Genomic DNA, 16,257 nt, shown 5'->3' on the forward strand with positions numbered 1-16,257 from the left:
CTCAACCCTGAATTACATGGGGCGTCATCGTTTAAAGGTGACGCCCTTTAGATAGCGTCAATCCAGTGCGTCCAGAGCCTGATCATGAGCAAGCCTGCAAAGCCAGCCAAGCGTTCCATTCCGCCCGCCCACTGCACGGGAAGTTTCGAGGCGGCTGTCAATCAGCGGCCTATGGTCATCAAATCTCTGCGCGCCCGGCTGACGCTTCGGCCCGAACTGGCCGAAGCCCCGCGGCACTGGATCTGGAAAATAATTGCCGACGGTAAGGTGGGTCAGAAGCGAACCAGTATCGGTTTGTTCTTCGACCGGGATTTGCCCGCTGGCACCTATGATCTTGTCGCCAATGAGCACATCAAGATTGTCTATAACGAGAGTCCAGGCAGGCGCAGCGTGGTCTATCACTCAGCCAACCTGCAGACTGGCCGGTTCACGCTGCTCGAAGCCGACGTAACACGGCAGCAGATCAAAGGGCTTTTCAGTTTCGGCATGTCCGCCATTGATTTTGAAGTCAGCGACGGTGTGTTCGATCTGCAATGCCGGTGAATCATTCAGCCAGCAGGAATTGCCCGATACGCTGCGCCGTATTCGCCAGGCACTCTTCATAAGTAACGCCGGATGCTTTGAGCGGCTTGAGATCGTGATTGGCGGTAGGCAACCACAGCAATTCAATCGACTTCGACAACGAATAGCCTTCGACCGCCTCGCGGTTACCCAATGCGTCGCGCTCGCCTTGCACGATCAGGGTCGGGGTGTTCAGTTCGGCCAGATGCGCGACCCTTGGCTTTTCCGGCTTGCCCACCGCGTAAAACGGATAGCCCAGACAGACCAGCGCATCAGCGCCCAGCTCATCCGCAACCAGACTGGCCATCCGCCCGCCCATGGATTTGCCGCCAATGGCCAGCTTTCCAGAAACATGAGGTCGCAGGCTGGCATACACCTGCCGCCAGCTATCAAGCAGCTGCGCCTGCTGATTAGGTGGGCGCTTGCGCCCGTCAATGCGGCGCTGGGCCATATAGGGAAACTCGAAGCGCAACACGTTGACGCCTTGTGCGGCAAGTCGCGCGGCCATGTCATTCATAAAAGCACTGTCCATGGGCGCACCCGCGCCATGGGCCAGAATCAGCGTTGCCGTTTTACTGCCGGAATCCCGTTCTGCCCGGTTCCATAACCAGCCATTGTCCTTTGCCAGTTGCGCGCATTGATCCTCGTCAATACAGGCATTTTGCCCATTGCTCATGCTTGCCTCGCTTTTGATGAGTCTGCCAATAACCCGGAGCTATAACCGTGCGTGATGGCCCCGACCTAGCTGGATGGGAAATACACCTAAATGAACACTACTAACAGCACCGCCTACAACTATCAGGTGGTCCGCCAGTTCGTCATTATGACGGTGATCTGGGGGATTGTCGGGATGGGACTTGGCGTCTTCCTCGCCGCCCAACTGGTTTGGCCTGAACTTAACTTCGACCTTCCGTGGACAAGCTTTGGTCGCTTGCGTCCACTTCATACCAACGCCGTGATCTTCGCATTCGGCGGCTGTGCATTGTTTGCCAGTTCCTACTACTCGGTCCAGCGCACCTGTCAGACCCAGCTGTTTCTTCCCAAGCTGGCGGCCTTTACCTTTTGGGGTTGGCAACTGGTCATCCTGCTGGCGGCCATCAGCCTGCCATTGGGTTACACCAGTTCCAAGGAATACGCCGAACTGGAATGGCCAATCGACATTCTGCTCACCATCGTCTGGGTGGCGTACGCCATCGTGTTTTTCGGCACCGTGGCCAAACGCACGACCAAACACATCTACGTGGGTAACTGGTTCTTTGGTGGGTTCATCCTCACGGTTGCGATTCTGCACATCGTCAACAACCTTGAGTTGCCAGTCAGCCTGACCAAATCCTATTCGCTGTACTCCGGCGCAACCGATGCGATGGTGCAGTGGTGGTATGGGCACAACGCTGTGGGCTTCTTCCTCACCGCTGGCTTCCTCGGGATGATGTATTACTTCGTACCCAAGCAGGCCGAGCGCCCGGTGTATTCGTATCGATTGTCCATCGTGCACTTCTGGGCGCTGATCACCCTGTACATCTGGGCCGGTCCGCACCACTTGCACTACACCGCGCTGCCGGATTGGGCTCAGTCCCTGGGCATGGTGATGTCGCTGATTCTGCTGGCACCAAGCTGGGGCGGCATGATCAACGGCATGATGACCCTGTCGGGCGCCTGGCATAAGTTGCGCAGCGACCCGATCCTGCGCTTCCTCGTGGTGTCCCTGGCGTTCTATGGCATGTCGACCTTTGAAGGTCCGATGATGGCCATCAAGACCGTCAACTCGCTCTCCCACTACACCGACTGGACCATCGGCCACGTTCACGCCGGTGCGTTGGGCTGGGTGGCGATGATCTCCATCGGTGCTCTTTACCACATGATCCCGAAAGTCTTCGGTAGGCCGCAGATGCACAGCATCGGCCTGATCAACGCGCACTTCTGGCTAGCGACCATCGGTACGGTGTTGTACATCGCTTCGATGTGGGTCAACGGCATTGCGCAGGGCCTGATGTGGCGTGCAGTGAACGAAGACGGCACCTTGACTTACTCCTTCGTCGAAACCCTGGTGGCCAGCCACCCAGGCTTCATCGTGCGGATGGTGGGCGGTGCGATCTTCCTCAGCGGCATGTTCCTGATGGCTTACAACACTTGGCGCACCGTGCGGGCTTCCAACCCTGTCGACGCTGCCGCCGCTGCGCAGATGGCCTGAGGAGTCGACCATGAGACATGAAGTAATCGAAAAAAACGTCGGCCTGCTGATGATTCTGATGGTGCTCGCCGTCAGTATCGGCGGCCTGACCCAGATCGTGCCGCTGTTCTTCCAGGACGTGACCAATAAGCCGGTCGAAGGCATGAAGCCTTACACCGCGCTGCAGCTCGAAGGTCGCGACATTTATATCCGCGAAGGCTGCGTCGGCTGCCACTCGCAGATGATCCGGCCGTTCCGCGCCGAGACCGAACGCTACGGCCACTATTCGGTTGCTGGCGAAAGCGTCTGGGATCACCCGTTCCTGTGGGGTTCCAAGCGCACCGGTCCGGACCTGGCCCGGGTTGGCGCTCGCTACTCGGATGACTGGCACCGCGCGCATTTGTACAACCCGCGCAACGTCGTGCCTGAGTCGAAGATGCCTGCTTACCCCTGGCTGGTTACCCAGCAACTGGACAGCAGCCATACCGAAGCCAAGATCAAGGCCATGCGCACCCTCGGCGTGCCTTATACCGACGCCGATATCAGCGGCGCCGTAGCGACCCTCAAAGGCAAGACCGAGATGGACGCACTGGTTTCTTATCTGCAAGTGCTCGGCACTTCGATCAAGAGCAAGAGGTGAGCCATGGATATTCAAGACTTGCGCGGCCTCGGCACGCTGGTGGTGGCAATCGCATTTATCGGCCTGTCGCTCTGGGTTTTCAGCAGCCGACGCAACTCGGAATTCGCTGAAGCGCGCATGGCACCGTTCGCCGATGAACCCTTGCCGACACCCGTCAACGAGCAACTTTCACAAGAGCGACTCTCCAAACAGCAGTCTGTCGCGCGGAGTAAACAGTCATGACCACCTTCTGGAGCACCTACATCTGCGTGCTGACCATTGGCAGCCTGATCGGCCTGACCTGGCTGTTGATCGGTACCCGCAAGGGCGAAACCAAAGGCAGCACCGACCAGACCATGGGCCACAGCTTCGACGGCATCGAGGAGTATGACAATCCGCTGCCGCAGTGGTGGTTCATGCTGTTCGCCGGCACGCTGGTGTTTGCGGTGGGTTACCTGATCCTCTATCCGGGCCTGGGCAACTGGAAAGGCGTACTGCCCGGCTACGAAAATGGCTGGACCGGCGTCAACGAATGGCAGAAGGAAATGGACAAGGCTGACGCCAGGTTCGGACCGATCTTCGCCAGGTTCGCCGCGATGCCGGTGGAAGAAGTTGCCAAGGATCCGCAGGCCCTGAAAATGGGCGGCCGCCTGTTCGCGTCCAACTGCTCGGTCTGCCACGGCTCGGACGCCAAGGGCGCTTACGGCTTCCCGAATCTGGCTGACGACAACTGGCGCTGGGGCGGCGCGGCCGACACCATCAAGACCACCATCATGGGCGGGCGCATGGCAGCGATGCCAGCCTGGGGCGCAGTCATCGGCGAAGAAGGCGTGAAGAACGTTGCCGCTTACGTGCGCCACTCCCTCGCCGGTTTGCCTCTGGCTGCGGATGACACCGCCAACCTTGAGGCCGGACAGCAAGTGTTCAGCACAACCTGTGTAGCGTGTCATGGTGCTACAGGCAAAGGCACCGAAGCGATGGGCGCCCCAAACCTGACGCAGCCGGGCGGTTTCATCTACGGTACCAGCCTGGCGCAACTGCAACAGACCATCCGTCTTGGTCGCCAAGGTCATATGCCTGCTCAGGCCGATTTGCTGGGCAATGACAAAGTGCAGCTGCTCGCCGCTTATGTTTACAGCTTGTCCAAAGGTCCTGATCAACTCGCGGCCAAGGTAAAACAGGCGGAGTAACGATTCAGCAACATGCTGGGTAACACGAACGCCGCACCCTGCAACGGGGTGCGGCAGTTCCCTGCTTATACGCGACCAAGTGTCGCACCCCTCCTTAGTACAGCTTCCCACTCCCGGCTTTCGGGTCTAAGCTTGCCCGCATAGTGGACTGGCAATAGCTGGCCACAGGCCAAGTGAAAGGAATGTGTCCGACATTCATACAGGCAAAACCTGACCGGCTGATCCATGGCCTGTTCGAGCCTTGCCCGTATGCAGCCAAGATGTCCGCCACTCACGCGCCCTATTTCACAAGACCTGTCTCCCCCGCCTTTTTCAGTCTGCTTGGACACGGTAATTCGTGTGCCTTGCGTTCGGGATACGCCTGAAAGGGCCGTAGTTTCAGCTTCGGAAAGCATATGCAACGCGCTGTCAGCGCTGCATTGACCAATGCCCTCCCCATACCTGCGCCCTCAGTACCCCGGATAAGTACCTCTAATAAATAGACAAACCGTGGAACCTTAGAATGAGCACAGCAATCAGTCAGACTGCTTATAACTATAAGGTCGTTCGCCAGTTCGCCATCATGACGGTGGTCTGGGGAATCCTTGGCATGGGATTAGGTGTCTTCATCGCCTCACAACTGGTGTGGCCTGATTTGAACCTCGGCCTTGAATGGACGACGTTCGGACGCCTGCGCCCGCTGCACACCAACCTGGTGATTTTCGCCTTCGGTGGCTGTGCATTGTTCGGCACTTCCTATTATGTCGTGCAGCGAACCTGCCAGACGCGGCTCATCTCCGACAGCATGGCGGCCTTCACCTTCTGGGGATGGCAAGCGGTGATCGTCGGCGCAATCATTACCTTGCCACTGGGCTATACGACCACCAAGGAGTACGCCGAGCTGGAATGGCCTATTGCCATTCTGCTGGCCATTGTCTGGGTGACTTACGGCGCGGTGTTCTTCGGCACCATCGTCAAACGCAAGACCAAACACATCTATGTCGGCAACTGGTTCTACGGCGCATTCATCGTCGTGACCGCGATGCTGCACATCGTCAACCACATGTCGCTGCCGGTCAGCCTGTTCAAGTCCTATTCGGCTTATTCGGGTGCAACGGACGCCATGATTCAATGGTGGTACGGCCACAACGCGGTAGGATTTTTCCTGACCACGGGCTTTCTGGGGATGATGTACTACTTCGTTCCCAAGCAGGCCGAGCGTCCGATCTACTCTTATCGTCTGTCCATCGTGCACTTCTGGGCACTGATAACGCTGTACATCTGGGCCGGTCCGCACCACTTGCACTACACCGCGTTGCCGGACTGGGCGCAGTCCCTGGGCATGGCGATGTCGATCATTCTCCTGGCGCCAAGCTGGGGCGGCATGATCAACGGCATGATGACCCTGTCGGGCGCCTGGCATAAATTACGCACCGACCCGATCCTGCGCTTTCTCGTGGTGTCCCTGGCGTTCTACGGCATGTCGACGTTTGAAGGTCCGATGATGGCCATCAAGACGGTCAACTCGCTGTCGCACTACACCGACTGGACCATCGGCCACGTTCACGCCGGTGCGTTGGGCTGGGTGGCGATGATTTCCATCGGCGCCCTGTACCACATGATTCCGAAAGTCTTCGGTCGGCCACAGATGCACAGCATCGGTTTGATCAACGCTCACTTCTGGCTCGCGACCATCGGTACGGTGTTGTACATCGCTTCGATGTGGGTCAACGGCATTACCCAAGGCCTGATGTGGCGTGCGATCAACGACGACGGCACCTTGACCTACTCGTTCGTCGAAGCCTTGCAAGCCAGCCATCCGGGTTTCATCGTCCGGGCAGTGGGCGGTGCATTCTTCGCCAGTGGCATGCTGTTCATGGCTTACAACGTATGGCGAACCGTCCGCGCTTCCGACCCGGTTGAAGCAGAAGCCGCCGCCCAGATCGCTGTCGTTGGAGCTCACTGATGAAGCATGAAGTAGTCGAGAAGAATATCGGGCTGCTGGCCTTTTTCATGGTCATCGCCGTGAGTATTGGCGGCCTGACCCAGATCGTGCCGCTGTTTTTCCAGGACGTGACCAACAAGCCGGTCGAGGGCATGAAGCCGCGCACCGCGCTGGAAGTCGAAGGTCGCGACGTGTATATCGCCAACGGCTGTGTCGGCTGCCACTCGCAGATGATCCGTCCGTTCCGCGCCGAGACCGAACGCTACGGCCACTATTCGGTTGCCGGGGAAAGCGTCTGGGATCATCCGTTCCTGTGGGGTTCCAAGCGTACTGGTCCGGATCTGGCGCGAGTCGGCGGACGTTACTCGGATGACTGGCACCGCGCGCACTTGTACAACCCGCGCAACGTCGTGCCTGAGTCGAAAATGCCAGCCTACCCGTTCCTGGTCGAGAAAAAGCTCGATGGCAAGGAAACGGCGAAAAAACTCGAAGTCTTGCGCACCCTCGGCACGCCTTACACCGACGAAGATATCGCCGGCGCCCAGGCGGCCGTAAAAGGCAAGACGGAAATGGACGCACTGGTGGCCTACCTGCAAGGCCTTGGCACCATCATCAAAAGCAAAAGGTGATCTTGATGGATATCGGGATGATTCGAGGCCTTGGCACCTTGGTGGTGATGGTGGCCTTTATCGGTCTGGCGCTCTGGGTGTTCAGCCCGCGGCGCAAGTCAGAGTTTGAAGACGCGACCTTGCTGCCCTTCGCGGATGATCCCGAAGCCATCAAGAACGTCGAGCAAGCGCAAGCTTCCAGGAGCAACAAATGAGTACGTTTTGGAGTCTGTACGTCACAGTCCTCACCCTGGGTACGATCTTCGTCCTGACCTGGCTGTTGCTGTCCACCCGCAAGGGCCAGCGCAACGAAGCCACGGAAGAAACCGTTGGTCATTCCTTCGATGGCATCGAGGAGTACGACAACCCGCTGCCCAAGTGGTGGTTCATGCTGTTCGTGGCCACCATCATCTTTGCGCTGGGTTATCTGGTGCTGTATCCGGGGCTGGGCAACTGGAAAGGCATCCTGCCGGGCTATGACTATCTGGATAACGACAAGAAGACCGAGTTTTCCAATGGTCAGGCTGGCTGGACTGGCGTCCACGAATGGGAAAAAGAGCTGGCGCGTTCCGATGCGCGGTTTGGGCCGATCTTCGCCAAGTTCGCGGCCATGCCGATTGAAGAAGTCGCCAAAGACCCGCAAGCGCTGAAGATGGGCGGCCGCCTGTTTGCGTCCAACTGCTCGGTGTGTCACGGCTCCGATGCCAAGGGCGCCTACGGCTTCCCGAACCTGACCGACGCCGACTGGCGCTGGGGCGGCGAGCCTGAAACCATCAAGACCACCATCATGGGTGGCCGCCATGCGGTCATGCCAGCATGGGGCGAAGTGGTCGGCGAGCAAGGCGTGCGTGATGTTTCAGCCTATGTACTGACGCAACTGGATGGCCGCAAATTGCCGGAAGATGCCAAAGCCGATCCGGCAGCCGGGCAGAAAATCTTCGCGGCCAACTGCGTGGCTTGCCACGGCCCGGCAGGCAAAGGCACGCCGGCAATGGGCGCGCCCGACCTGACGCATCCGGGGGCATTCATCTACGGTTCGAGCTTCGCGCAACTGCAGCAGACCATCCGTTACGGCCGTCAGGGCCAGATGCCCGCTCAGGAAGCGATGCAAGGCAACGACAAGGTTCACCTGCTGGCGGCTTACGTGTACAGCCTTTCCCATGGGGAAAAGCCGGCGCAGGCAGAGTAGGCCGGTGAAATAAAACCCGTGGGAGCGAGCTTGCTCGCGAAGAGGCCAGCACACCAGACGCATTTTCAGCGTCTGGAGCATTGTCTTCGCGAGCAAGCTCGCTCCCACAAGGCTTCTCTTTTGTGCCGGACAGCAGCCAAAAAAGCCGCACATCATCTACGAGTCAATTGATCCAGATCAGCATCTTCTACAATTTCCTACACCAAGATGCGCGGCGACCCAATGCGACCAGAGGTCGCAGCCCTCAGCCATGTCTGCAGGCGTATGATTAACGCCATAGCAGCACTCTTCTGACCACAGTCGGCATGCACTGACTGAGGCATTTTTCCACTGCCGTGGGATGCACCGATGAGCAATCAGATTCCCGTACACAACGTCACGCCACCACCGAAAAAAGACAACAACACGGTGGATCTCTACGCCGCGCGCGAAAAAATCTATACCCGTGCCTTTACCGGCCTGTTCCGCAATCTGCGCATGGTCGGCGGCGGTCTGCTGTTCCTGATTTATTTCGGAACCGTATGGCTGAACTGGGGCGGGCACCAGGCGGTGTGGTGGAACCTGCCGGAGCGCAAGTTCTACATCTTCGGGGCAACGTTCTGGCCCCAGGACTTCATCCTGCTGTCGGGCATTCTGATCATCAGCGCCTTCGGCCTGTTCTTCATCACCGTCTATGCCGGACGCGTCTGGTGCGGCTATACCTGCCCGCAAAGCGTCTGGACCTGGATCTTCATGTGGTGCGAAAAAGTCACCGAAGGTGATCGCAACCAGCGCATCAAACTCGACAAGGCGCCGATGAGTGCCAACAAACTCGTGCGCAAACTGGCCAAGCACACGCTGTGGTTGCTGATCGGCCTGGTGACCGGCCTGACCTTCGTCGGCTACTTCGCGCCGATCCGCGACCTCACCGCCGAATTACTCACCGGTCAGGCTGACGGCTGGGCCTATTTCTGGATCGGCTTCTTCACCCTCGCCACGTACGGCAACGCCGGATGGCTGCGTGAACAAGTGTGCATCTACATGTGCCCTTACGCCCGCTTCCAGAGCGTGATGTTCGACAAGGACACGCTGATCGTCTCCTACGACCCACGGCGTGGCGAGAAACGTGGCACACGTAAAAAAGACGTGGACTACAAAGCACAGGGCCTCGGTGATTGTATTGACTGCACGATGTGTGTGCAGGTCTGCCCGACCGGGATCGACATCCGCGACGGCCTGCAAGTCGAGTGCATTGGTTGCGCGGCCTGTATCGATGCCTGCGACACCATCATGGACAAGATGAACTACCCGCGCGGTTTGATCAGCTACACCACCGAGCACAATCTGTCCGGCCAGGTCACCAACAAGTTGCGGCCCCGCCTGATTGGTTACGCGCTGGTGTTGCTGGTGATGATCGGCCTGCTGGCGTCGGCCTTCTTCGTGCGCTCGCTGGTGGGCTTCGATGTCAGCAAGGACCGCGTGCTGTACCGGGAAAACGCCGAAGGACGGATCGAAAACGTCTACAGCCTCAAAGTCATGAACAAGGATCAGGTGGACCACACCTACATTCTCGATGCCACCGGCCTGCCGGATCTGAAGCTGCAAGGACGTCGTGAATTCAAGGTTGCGGCGGGCGATATCTTCACCATGCCGGTGGAGCTGTCGAGCGCCCCCGAGAAGCTGCCGTCGAGCACCAACGAGGTCACGTTCATCCTGCAGGACGCCGATAACGGCGGCACGCACGCTGAAACCAAAAGCCGGTTCATTGGCCCGCAAGTACGTTAACACCCAGTATTAATAGAGAGTTCGCCATGTCTGTCGCAACTGCTTCAAGCCCTTGGTACAAGCACATCTGGCCATGGATCATCATCGCGATCCTGGCGTGCTCGGTGACCTTGACCTTGTCCATGGTGACCATTGCCGTGAACCACCCGGACAATCTGGTCAACGACAACTACTACGAGGCTGGCAAAGGCATCAACCGTTCGCTCAATCGCGAGCTGCTGGCCCAGACCCTCAAGCTGCGCGCCAGCGTGCATCTGGATGAACTGACCGGCGAAGCCGAGCTGCGTCTGAGCGGCGACAGCCAGCCGCAAACCGTCGAGCTGAACCTGATTTCACCGACCCAGCCGGAAAAGGATCGCAAGATCATCCTGACCCGCAGCCCGTCGGATGCCGGGCGCTACATCGGCCAGTTGAGCGACAAGGTCGAAGGCCGACGCTTCGTGGAACTGCTCGGCGTGCAGGACGGCCAGACCTGGCGCTTGTTTGAAGAGGAACAAGTCAGCCACGACAAGGACCTGGCCCTGGGCGACGAGCCGATTCAAGGCGCGGAAGATCTGAAGAATTGACCTGAGAGTGGCGCGAACCCGTTGGATCGCCACTCCGGTCGCTCCAACAGCGCCAATGCTCACCATCCGGCTGCCTAGATGACTCAACCAACCCCCTGCTACCACTGCGCCCTGCCCGTCCCGGCCGGTAGCCGTTTTACCGCTGTCGTGCTCGGGCAACGCCGGGAAATGTGCTGTCCTGGCTGTCAGGCGGTCGCCGAAGCCATTGTCGCTGGTGGCCTGGAAAGTTATTACAGCCATCGCAGCGAAGCCTCGGCCAACCCCGAAACCCTGCCGGTGCAGTTGGTTGACGAACTGGCGCTGTATGACCGCCCCGACGTGCAGGCACCCTTTGTTCGGCATGACGGCGAACTGTCGGAAACCACGCTATTGATGGAAGGCATCAGCTGCGCGGCGTGCGGCTGGTTGATTGAAAAACACCTGCGCAGCCTGCCGGCGGTGGCCGAAGCGCGTCTGAACCTGTCCAATCACCGCCTGCATGTGCGCTGGGCGGACAGCCAACTGCCGTTGAGTCAGGTGCTCAGCGAACTGCGCCATATCGGCTACGTGGCCCATCCATACCAGTCTGATCGGGCGGCCGAGCAACTGGCCGGCGAGAATCGCCTGGCCCTGCGCCAACTGGGCGTCGCCGGCCTGCTGTGGTTCCAGGCGATGATGGCCACCATGGCCACGTGGCCGGAATTCAACATCGATTTAAGCCCGGAGATGCACACCATCCTGCGTTGGGTCGCGCTGTTCCTGACCACGCCGATTGTGTTCTACAGCTGCGCACCGTTCTTTCGCGGTGCCATGCGCGACCTGCGCACCCGGCACCTGACCATGGACGTATCGGTATCGCTGGCCATTGGCAGCGCCTACATCGCCGGGATCTGGACCGCGATCACCGGCAATGGCGAATTGTATTTCGACGCGGTCGGCATGTTCGCGCTGTTCCTGCTGGCCGGTCGCTATCTGGAACGACGCGCTCGGGAACGCACCGCTGCGGCAACGGCGCAACTGGTCAACCTGCTGCCCGCCTCGTGCCTGCGCCTGAGTGCTGACGGCCAAAGCGAACGCATCCTGCTCAGTGAACTGCGCATAGGCGATCACGTGCTGGTGCATCCGGGTTCGGTGCTGCCAGCAGATGGCCGCATTGTCGAAGGGCAATCCAGCGTCGACGAATCATTGCTGACCGGCGAATACCTGCCACAACCTCGGCAGTCCGGAGATGCGGTCACTGCTGGCACGCTGAACGTCGAAGGCGCGCTGACTGTTGAAGTCCTGGCGCTGGGCCATGACACGCGGCTGTCAGCCATCGTCCGCCTGCTGGAACGAGCTCAGGCAGACAAACCCCGCCTCGCGGAAATTGCCGACCGGGCAGCGCAATGGTTCCTGCTGATCTCGCTGATTTTTGCGGCGGCTATCGGCTTGCTTTGGTGGCAGATCGACGCGTCCCGAGCGTTCTGGATTGTCCTCGCCATGCTGGTCGCCACTTGTCCTTGCGCCTTGTCACTGGCGACCCCGACGGCACTTACCGCTGCCACGGGCACGCTGCACAAACTCGGCCTGTTGCTGACCCGTGGTCACGTGCTGGAAGGCTTGAATCAGATTGATACGGTCATTTTCGACAAGACCGGAACCCTGACCGAAGGCCGCCTGGTATTACGCAGCATCAAAACGTTGGGTGAGCTGGATGCGGACACGTGCCTGAGCCTGGCCGCCGCCCTGGAAAACCGCTCCGAACACCCCATCGCCCGCGCGTTCGGGCGCGCTCCGGTCGCAGCTGAAGACGTTCATAGCCAGCCGGGATTGGGGCTCGAAGGTGTGGTCGACGGCCAGCGGTTGCGCATTGGTCAGCCCGAATTCGTCTGCGCCCTCAGTGCCAGCGCTATCCCGCCGATGCCGGGAGACGCAGGCCAGCATTTGTTGCTGGGCGACAGCAATGGGCCGCTCGCCTGGTTCATCCTGGATGACCGCTTGCGCGACGACGCTTTCCAATTGCTGCAAGCCTGCAAGGCGCGTGGCTGGAAGACGCTGTTGTTGTCGGGGGACAGCTCGCCGATGGTCGCCAGGGTCGCGGCGGAACTGGGTATCGACGAAGCGCGGGGCGGCTTGCGTCCGGACGACAAACTGGCGGTGCTGCAACAATTGCATAGCCAGGGCCGCAAGGTCTTGATGCTGGGTGATGGCGTCAACGATGTGCCGGTGCTGGCTGCCGCCGATATCAGCGTGGCCATGGGTTCAGCCACCGATCTGGCGAAAACCAGCGCCGATGCGGTGTTGCTGTCCAACCGTTTGCAGGCGCTGGTCCAGGCCTTTAGTCTGGCGCGCCGCACGCGCCGGGTAATCATTGAGAATCTGTTGTGGGCCGGGCTGTACAATGGCCTCATGTTGCCGTTCGCGGCACTGGGCTGGATAACGCCAGTCTGGGCGGCCATCGGCATGTCGGTCAGTTCGTTGACCGTGGTGCTCAATGCCTTGCGCCTCACGCGAATGCCAGGCGTTCAGACGCCAGCGGTTGCCATCACCCGTCCGTTGCCGACATGAAACGGCGACCGGCTTCGGAGGCTTTATGCCAGCGCTTTACATCATGATCCCGGCGGCCCTGCTCATCGTCGCCATCGCGATCTACATTTTCTTCTGGGCGGTGGACAGCGGCCAGTATGACGACCTCGACAGTCCCGCCCACAGCATCCTGTTCGACGACCAGGACCCCAATCACCAGGCGGCAGTGGACGAGGCTGCGCATAAGGGACAGCAGCAGGCCAAGGATGAACCGCATGCTTGATATAAATCCTGTCGGAGCGAGGCCTGCCCGCGAAGGCGTTATTTCGACACACGTACCTGCATTGAATGTACTGGCCTCTTCGCGGGCAAGCCTCGCTCCAACGGGTTTAACTGACTTTGCCCCCGCATGACTGACCTCGCCCCGCTCCTCATCTCGGCCGTCATCCTCGGTCTGCTGGGCGGTGGGCATTGCCTGGGCATGTGTGGCGGCCTGATGGGCGCGCTGACCCTGGCGATTCCCAAGGAACAACGCAGTCGACGCTTTCAGCTGCTGCTGGCCTACAACCTGGGCCGCATCCTCAGTTACGCCACCGCCGGGCTGCTGATCGGCATGGCCGGTTGGGCGGTGGCCAACAGTCCGGCGGCCATGGTGCTGCGGGTCATTGCCGCGCTGCTGTTGATTGCCATGGGTTTGTACCTCGCCGGGTGGTGGAGTGGCCTGACGCGCATCGAAAGCCTCGGTCGCGGCCTGTGGCGCCACATTCAGCCGGTTGCGAGCAAACTGCTGCCCGTGTCGAGCCTGCCCAGGGCCATGTTGCTGGGCGCACTCTGGGGCTGGCTGCCGTGCGGGTTGGTCTACAGCACGCTGTTGTGGTCGGCCAGCCAGGGCAATGCGCTGGACAGTGCGCTGTTGATGCTGGCATTCGGCTTGGGAACCTGGCCGGTGCTGCTGGCGACTGGCCTGGCGGCCGAGCGAATGACCGCCTTGCTGCGCAAGCGCGGAGTGCGGATGGCGGGCGGTCTGCTGGTGATTGTGTTCGGGATCTGGACCTTGCCCGGCCCGCACCAACATTGGCTGATGGGGCATTGACCCACATCAAGACCCGATTCGATTGCGCTCCCTAGACTGACCGGCACTGCCAGTCTATCCGGGGAACGCCCGCATGCTCGACGCAATTCAATGGGATTCTGATCTGATACGCCGCTACGACCTGGCGGGGCCGCGCTACACGTCCTACCCCACCGCCGTGCAATTTCAATCACAGATTGGGGCGTTCGACCTGCTCCACGCCCTGCGCGACAGCCGCAAAGCCATGCGCCCCTTGTCGCTCTATGTCCACATCCCGTTCTGCGCGAACATTTGTTATTACTGCGCCTGCAACAAAGTCATCACCAAGGATCGCGGACGAGCTCAGGCCTACATGCAACGCCTTGAGCATGAGATCCAGATGATCGCCTGCCATCTGGACCCAGGCCAGGTGGTGGAGCAACTGCACTTCGGCGGTGGCACGCCAACGTTCCTCAGTCATGACGAGTTACGCCAGTTGATGGCCCAACTGCGTCAGCATTTCAATCTGCTTGACGATGACTCAGGCGACTATGGCATCGAGATCGACCCACGGGAGGCCGACTGGTCGACCATGGGCCTGTTGCGCGAGCTCGGTTTCAACCGGGTCAGCCTTGGCCTGCAAGACCTTGATCCGCAAGTGCAACGCGCGGTCAATCGCTTGCAGAGCCTGGAAGAAACCCAGGCCATCATCGAAGCGGCGCGCACCCTGCAATTTCGTTCGGTGAATATCGACCTGATCTACGGCTTGCCCAAGCAAACTCCCGATGCCTTCGCCCACACCGTCGACGAAGTCATCGCGCTGCTACCGGACCGGCTATCGGTATTCAACTACGCGCACTTGCCGGAACGCTTCATGCCGCAGCGCCGTATCGAAGCCGCCGACCTGCCGTCACCGGAAAACAAGCTGCTGATGCTTGAGCATACCATCGAGCAACTGACGAAGGCCGGTTACCGGTACGTCGGCATGGACCACTTTGCCCTGCCCGATGACGAGCTGGCCGTGGCCCAGGAAGAATTGACCCTGCAACGCAACTTCCAGGGTTACACCACTCATGGCCATTGCGACCTGATTGGCCTGGGGGTTTCCGCCATCAGTCAGATCGGTGATCTGTACAGCCAGAACAGCAGCGACCTCAACGATTACCAGAACCTGTTGGCCAGCGATCAACTGGCGACCAAGCGTGGCCTGATCTGCACTGAAGACGATCGCGTGCGCCGGGCGGTGATTCAGCAGTTGATCTGCCATTTCAGCCTGGACTTCGCCAATATTGAAACCGAATTCGAGATTGATTTTCGCGCTTACTTCAGCGAGCTGTGGCCCGAGTTGGCGAAGATGGCCACTGACGGCATGATCGAGCTGGATGCCGCCGGCATTCGTGTCTTGCCTGCCGGGCGTTTGTTGGTCAGGTCAGTGTGCATGGTGTTTGACGCACATCTTTCCCAGCAGAATCGCCAGCGCTTTTCACGGGTGATCTGAGCGGATGCCTGCAATTTCTGGTAGCAGGCGCGGCGCTACATCTTGGCCATGACCAGCATGCTGGCTTTCATTTTGTCAGCCGAACCGAGCTTGAGTTTGCTCATGACCGCTGACAGATCCGACGTGGTGTTGCTGATCTGACGCTGATAAATCGCCGATACGGTTTGCAGTGCCGAGACTTTGGCCTGGCGCATTTCTGGAGTCAGGTACTTGTCCTTCATCGCCGCCTGCAACTCCTTCTCCAGCCGGTCCATGCCTTTCTGGGATTCGCGCACGGAGGTCAGGATTTTCTGCACCGAATCCGGCAGGCCGCTTTGGGCAATGTCGGGATTGGTGGAACGCGCCAGCGCGGCCCGGGCCTGACCCGCAGCGGACAAGGTGACTTGCACACTGTCGCTGGTTTTGGTCGGACGGGTTGCCGAGTCGTCGGCAGCCGGTTCGCTGGAGCTGGTTTTCGCAGGCTTGTTGGCGCTGATAAACGCGTTACTGATGGCTGTTAATGTTGGTGACCACATGAGTGAAAACCCCTGATCAGAAAGCCGATGATCCCAGAACTATCGGCCCGATTCGCCAAAGCTTGATGCCGGGTATGTTTAATGGTGCTGGCCGGAATCGTTACAGGTGAGTTACCCT

The 16,257-nt window shown here is 59.7% G+C and carries 17 protein-coding genes; 15 read left to right on the forward strand and 2 right to left on the reverse strand.

The genetic code is table 11. The features are described 5' to 3' along the window. The first annotated feature begins 84 nt into the window (after positions 1 to 84). Entirely contained in the window at positions 85 to 543 is a 459-nt protein-coding gene (locus ACP7E4_RS09440) for a hypothetical protein (protein WP_426113322.1), read from the forward strand. Between the two features lies 1 nt (position 544). On the opposite strand, the gene ACP7E4_RS09445 is transcribed toward ACP7E4_RS09440, so the two are convergent. Then, entirely contained in the window at positions 545 to 1,237 is a 693-nt protein-coding gene (locus ACP7E4_RS09445; protein ID WP_426113320.1) for an alpha/beta family hydrolase, read from the reverse strand. Positions 1,238 to 1,327: 90 nt separating this feature from the next. Between ACP7E4_RS09445 and ccoN (ACP7E4_RS09450) the strand changes: the two genes are divergently transcribed. From ccoN (ACP7E4_RS09450) to hemN, 14 genes are all read left to right on the forward strand, one after another. Next, positions 1,328 to 2,752 (forward strand): cytochrome-c oxidase, cbb3-type subunit I, encoded by a 1,425-nt coding sequence (gene ccoN / locus ACP7E4_RS09450; RefSeq protein WP_426113318.1) that lies wholly within the window; start codon positions 1,328 to 1,330, stop codon positions 2,750 to 2,752. Between the two features lie 10 nt (positions 2,753 to 2,762). Next, on the forward strand, positions 2,763 to 3,371 hold the full coding sequence (gene ccoO / locus ACP7E4_RS09455) for a cytochrome-c oxidase, cbb3-type subunit II (protein WP_047577850.1): 609 nt from the start codon (positions 2,763 to 2,765) through the stop codon (positions 3,369 to 3,371). A 3-nt stretch (positions 3,372 to 3,374) separates the two neighbouring features. Continuing rightward, positions 3,375 to 3,593 (forward strand): CcoQ/FixQ family Cbb3-type cytochrome c oxidase assembly chaperone, encoded by a 219-nt coding sequence (locus ACP7E4_RS09460; RefSeq protein ID WP_047577851.1) that lies wholly within the window; start codon positions 3,375 to 3,377, stop codon positions 3,591 to 3,593. Further along, the gene (gene ccoP / locus ACP7E4_RS09465) at positions 3,590 to 4,540 is read left to right on the forward strand and encodes a cytochrome-c oxidase, cbb3-type subunit III (RefSeq protein WP_426113315.1); all 951 of its coding nucleotides are present in this window, start codon (positions 3,590 to 3,592) and stop codon (positions 4,538 to 4,540) included. Before ACP7E4_RS09460 ends, ccoP (ACP7E4_RS09465) begins: the two co-directional genes overlap by 4 nt. 502 nt (positions 4,541 to 5,042) lie before the next feature. Further along, positions 5,043 to 6,485 (forward strand): cytochrome-c oxidase, cbb3-type subunit I, encoded by a 1,443-nt coding sequence (ccoN, locus tag ACP7E4_RS09470; RefSeq protein ID WP_047577856.1) that lies wholly within the window; start codon positions 5,043 to 5,045, stop codon positions 6,483 to 6,485. Then, positions 6,485 to 7,093, forward strand: a complete 609-nt coding sequence (gene ccoO, locus ACP7E4_RS09475) for a cytochrome-c oxidase, cbb3-type subunit II (protein WP_065836327.1) — start codon at positions 6,485 to 6,487, stop codon at positions 7,091 to 7,093. Before ccoN (ACP7E4_RS09470) ends, ccoO (ACP7E4_RS09475) begins: the two co-directional genes overlap by 1 nt. Before the next feature lie 5 nt (positions 7,094 to 7,098). Next, entirely contained in the window at positions 7,099 to 7,287 is a 189-nt protein-coding gene (locus ACP7E4_RS09480) for a CcoQ/FixQ family Cbb3-type cytochrome c oxidase assembly chaperone (RefSeq protein WP_020292821.1), read from the forward strand. Continuing rightward, positions 7,284 to 8,261: a cytochrome-c oxidase, cbb3-type subunit III gene (gene ccoP, locus ACP7E4_RS09485; protein WP_426113312.1), complete on the forward strand. Its 978-nt coding sequence runs from the start codon at positions 7,284 to 7,286 to the stop codon at positions 8,259 to 8,261. The genes ACP7E4_RS09480 and ccoP (ACP7E4_RS09485) overlap by 4 nt, the downstream gene beginning before the upstream one ends. 348 nt (positions 8,262 to 8,609) lie before the next feature. Beyond that, on the forward strand, positions 8,610 to 10,025 hold the full coding sequence (ccoG, locus tag ACP7E4_RS09490) for a cytochrome c oxidase accessory protein CcoG (protein WP_426113310.1): 1,416 nt from the start codon (positions 8,610 to 8,612) through the stop codon (positions 10,023 to 10,025). A gap of 26 nt (positions 10,026 to 10,051) precedes the next feature. Continuing rightward, a complete protein-coding gene (locus tag ACP7E4_RS09495) occupies positions 10,052 to 10,591 on the forward strand; it encodes a FixH family protein (RefSeq protein ID WP_426113308.1) in 540 nt (179 codons plus the stop codon). 78 nt (positions 10,592 to 10,669) lie between these two features. Then, entirely contained in the window at positions 10,670 to 13,117 is a 2,448-nt protein-coding gene (locus ACP7E4_RS09500) for a heavy metal translocating P-type ATPase (protein WP_426113306.1), read from the forward strand. Positions 13,118 to 13,142: 25 nt separating this feature from the next. Next, positions 13,143 to 13,358, forward strand: coding sequence for a cbb3-type cytochrome oxidase assembly protein CcoS (gene ccoS / locus ACP7E4_RS09505; protein WP_426113304.1), 216 nt, complete (start codon positions 13,143 to 13,145; stop codon positions 13,356 to 13,358). 126 nt (positions 13,359 to 13,484) lie between these two features. Continuing rightward, positions 13,485 to 14,168: a sulfite exporter TauE/SafE family protein gene (locus ACP7E4_RS09510; RefSeq protein WP_426113302.1), complete on the forward strand. Its 684-nt coding sequence runs from the start codon at positions 13,485 to 13,487 to the stop codon at positions 14,166 to 14,168. A 73-nt stretch (positions 14,169 to 14,241) separates the two neighbouring features. Next, the gene (gene hemN / locus ACP7E4_RS09515; RefSeq protein WP_426113300.1) at positions 14,242 to 15,624 is read left to right on the forward strand and encodes an oxygen-independent coproporphyrinogen III oxidase; all 1,383 of its coding nucleotides are present in this window, start codon (positions 14,242 to 14,244) and stop codon (positions 15,622 to 15,624) included. A 35-nt stretch (positions 15,625 to 15,659) separates the two neighbouring features. On the opposite strand, the gene ACP7E4_RS09520 is transcribed toward hemN, so the two are convergent. Then, on the reverse strand, positions 15,660 to 16,139 hold the full coding sequence (locus tag ACP7E4_RS09520; protein WP_426113298.1) for a chemotaxis protein: 480 nt from the start codon (positions 16,137 to 16,139) through the stop codon (positions 15,660 to 15,662). Between the last annotated feature and the right edge of the window lie 118 nt (positions 16,140 to 16,257).

The organism is Pseudomonas sp. DSP3-2-3, assembly GCF_049898225.1.
Classification (GTDB): Bacteria; Pseudomonadota; Gammaproteobacteria; order Pseudomonadales; family Pseudomonadaceae; genus Aquipseudomonas.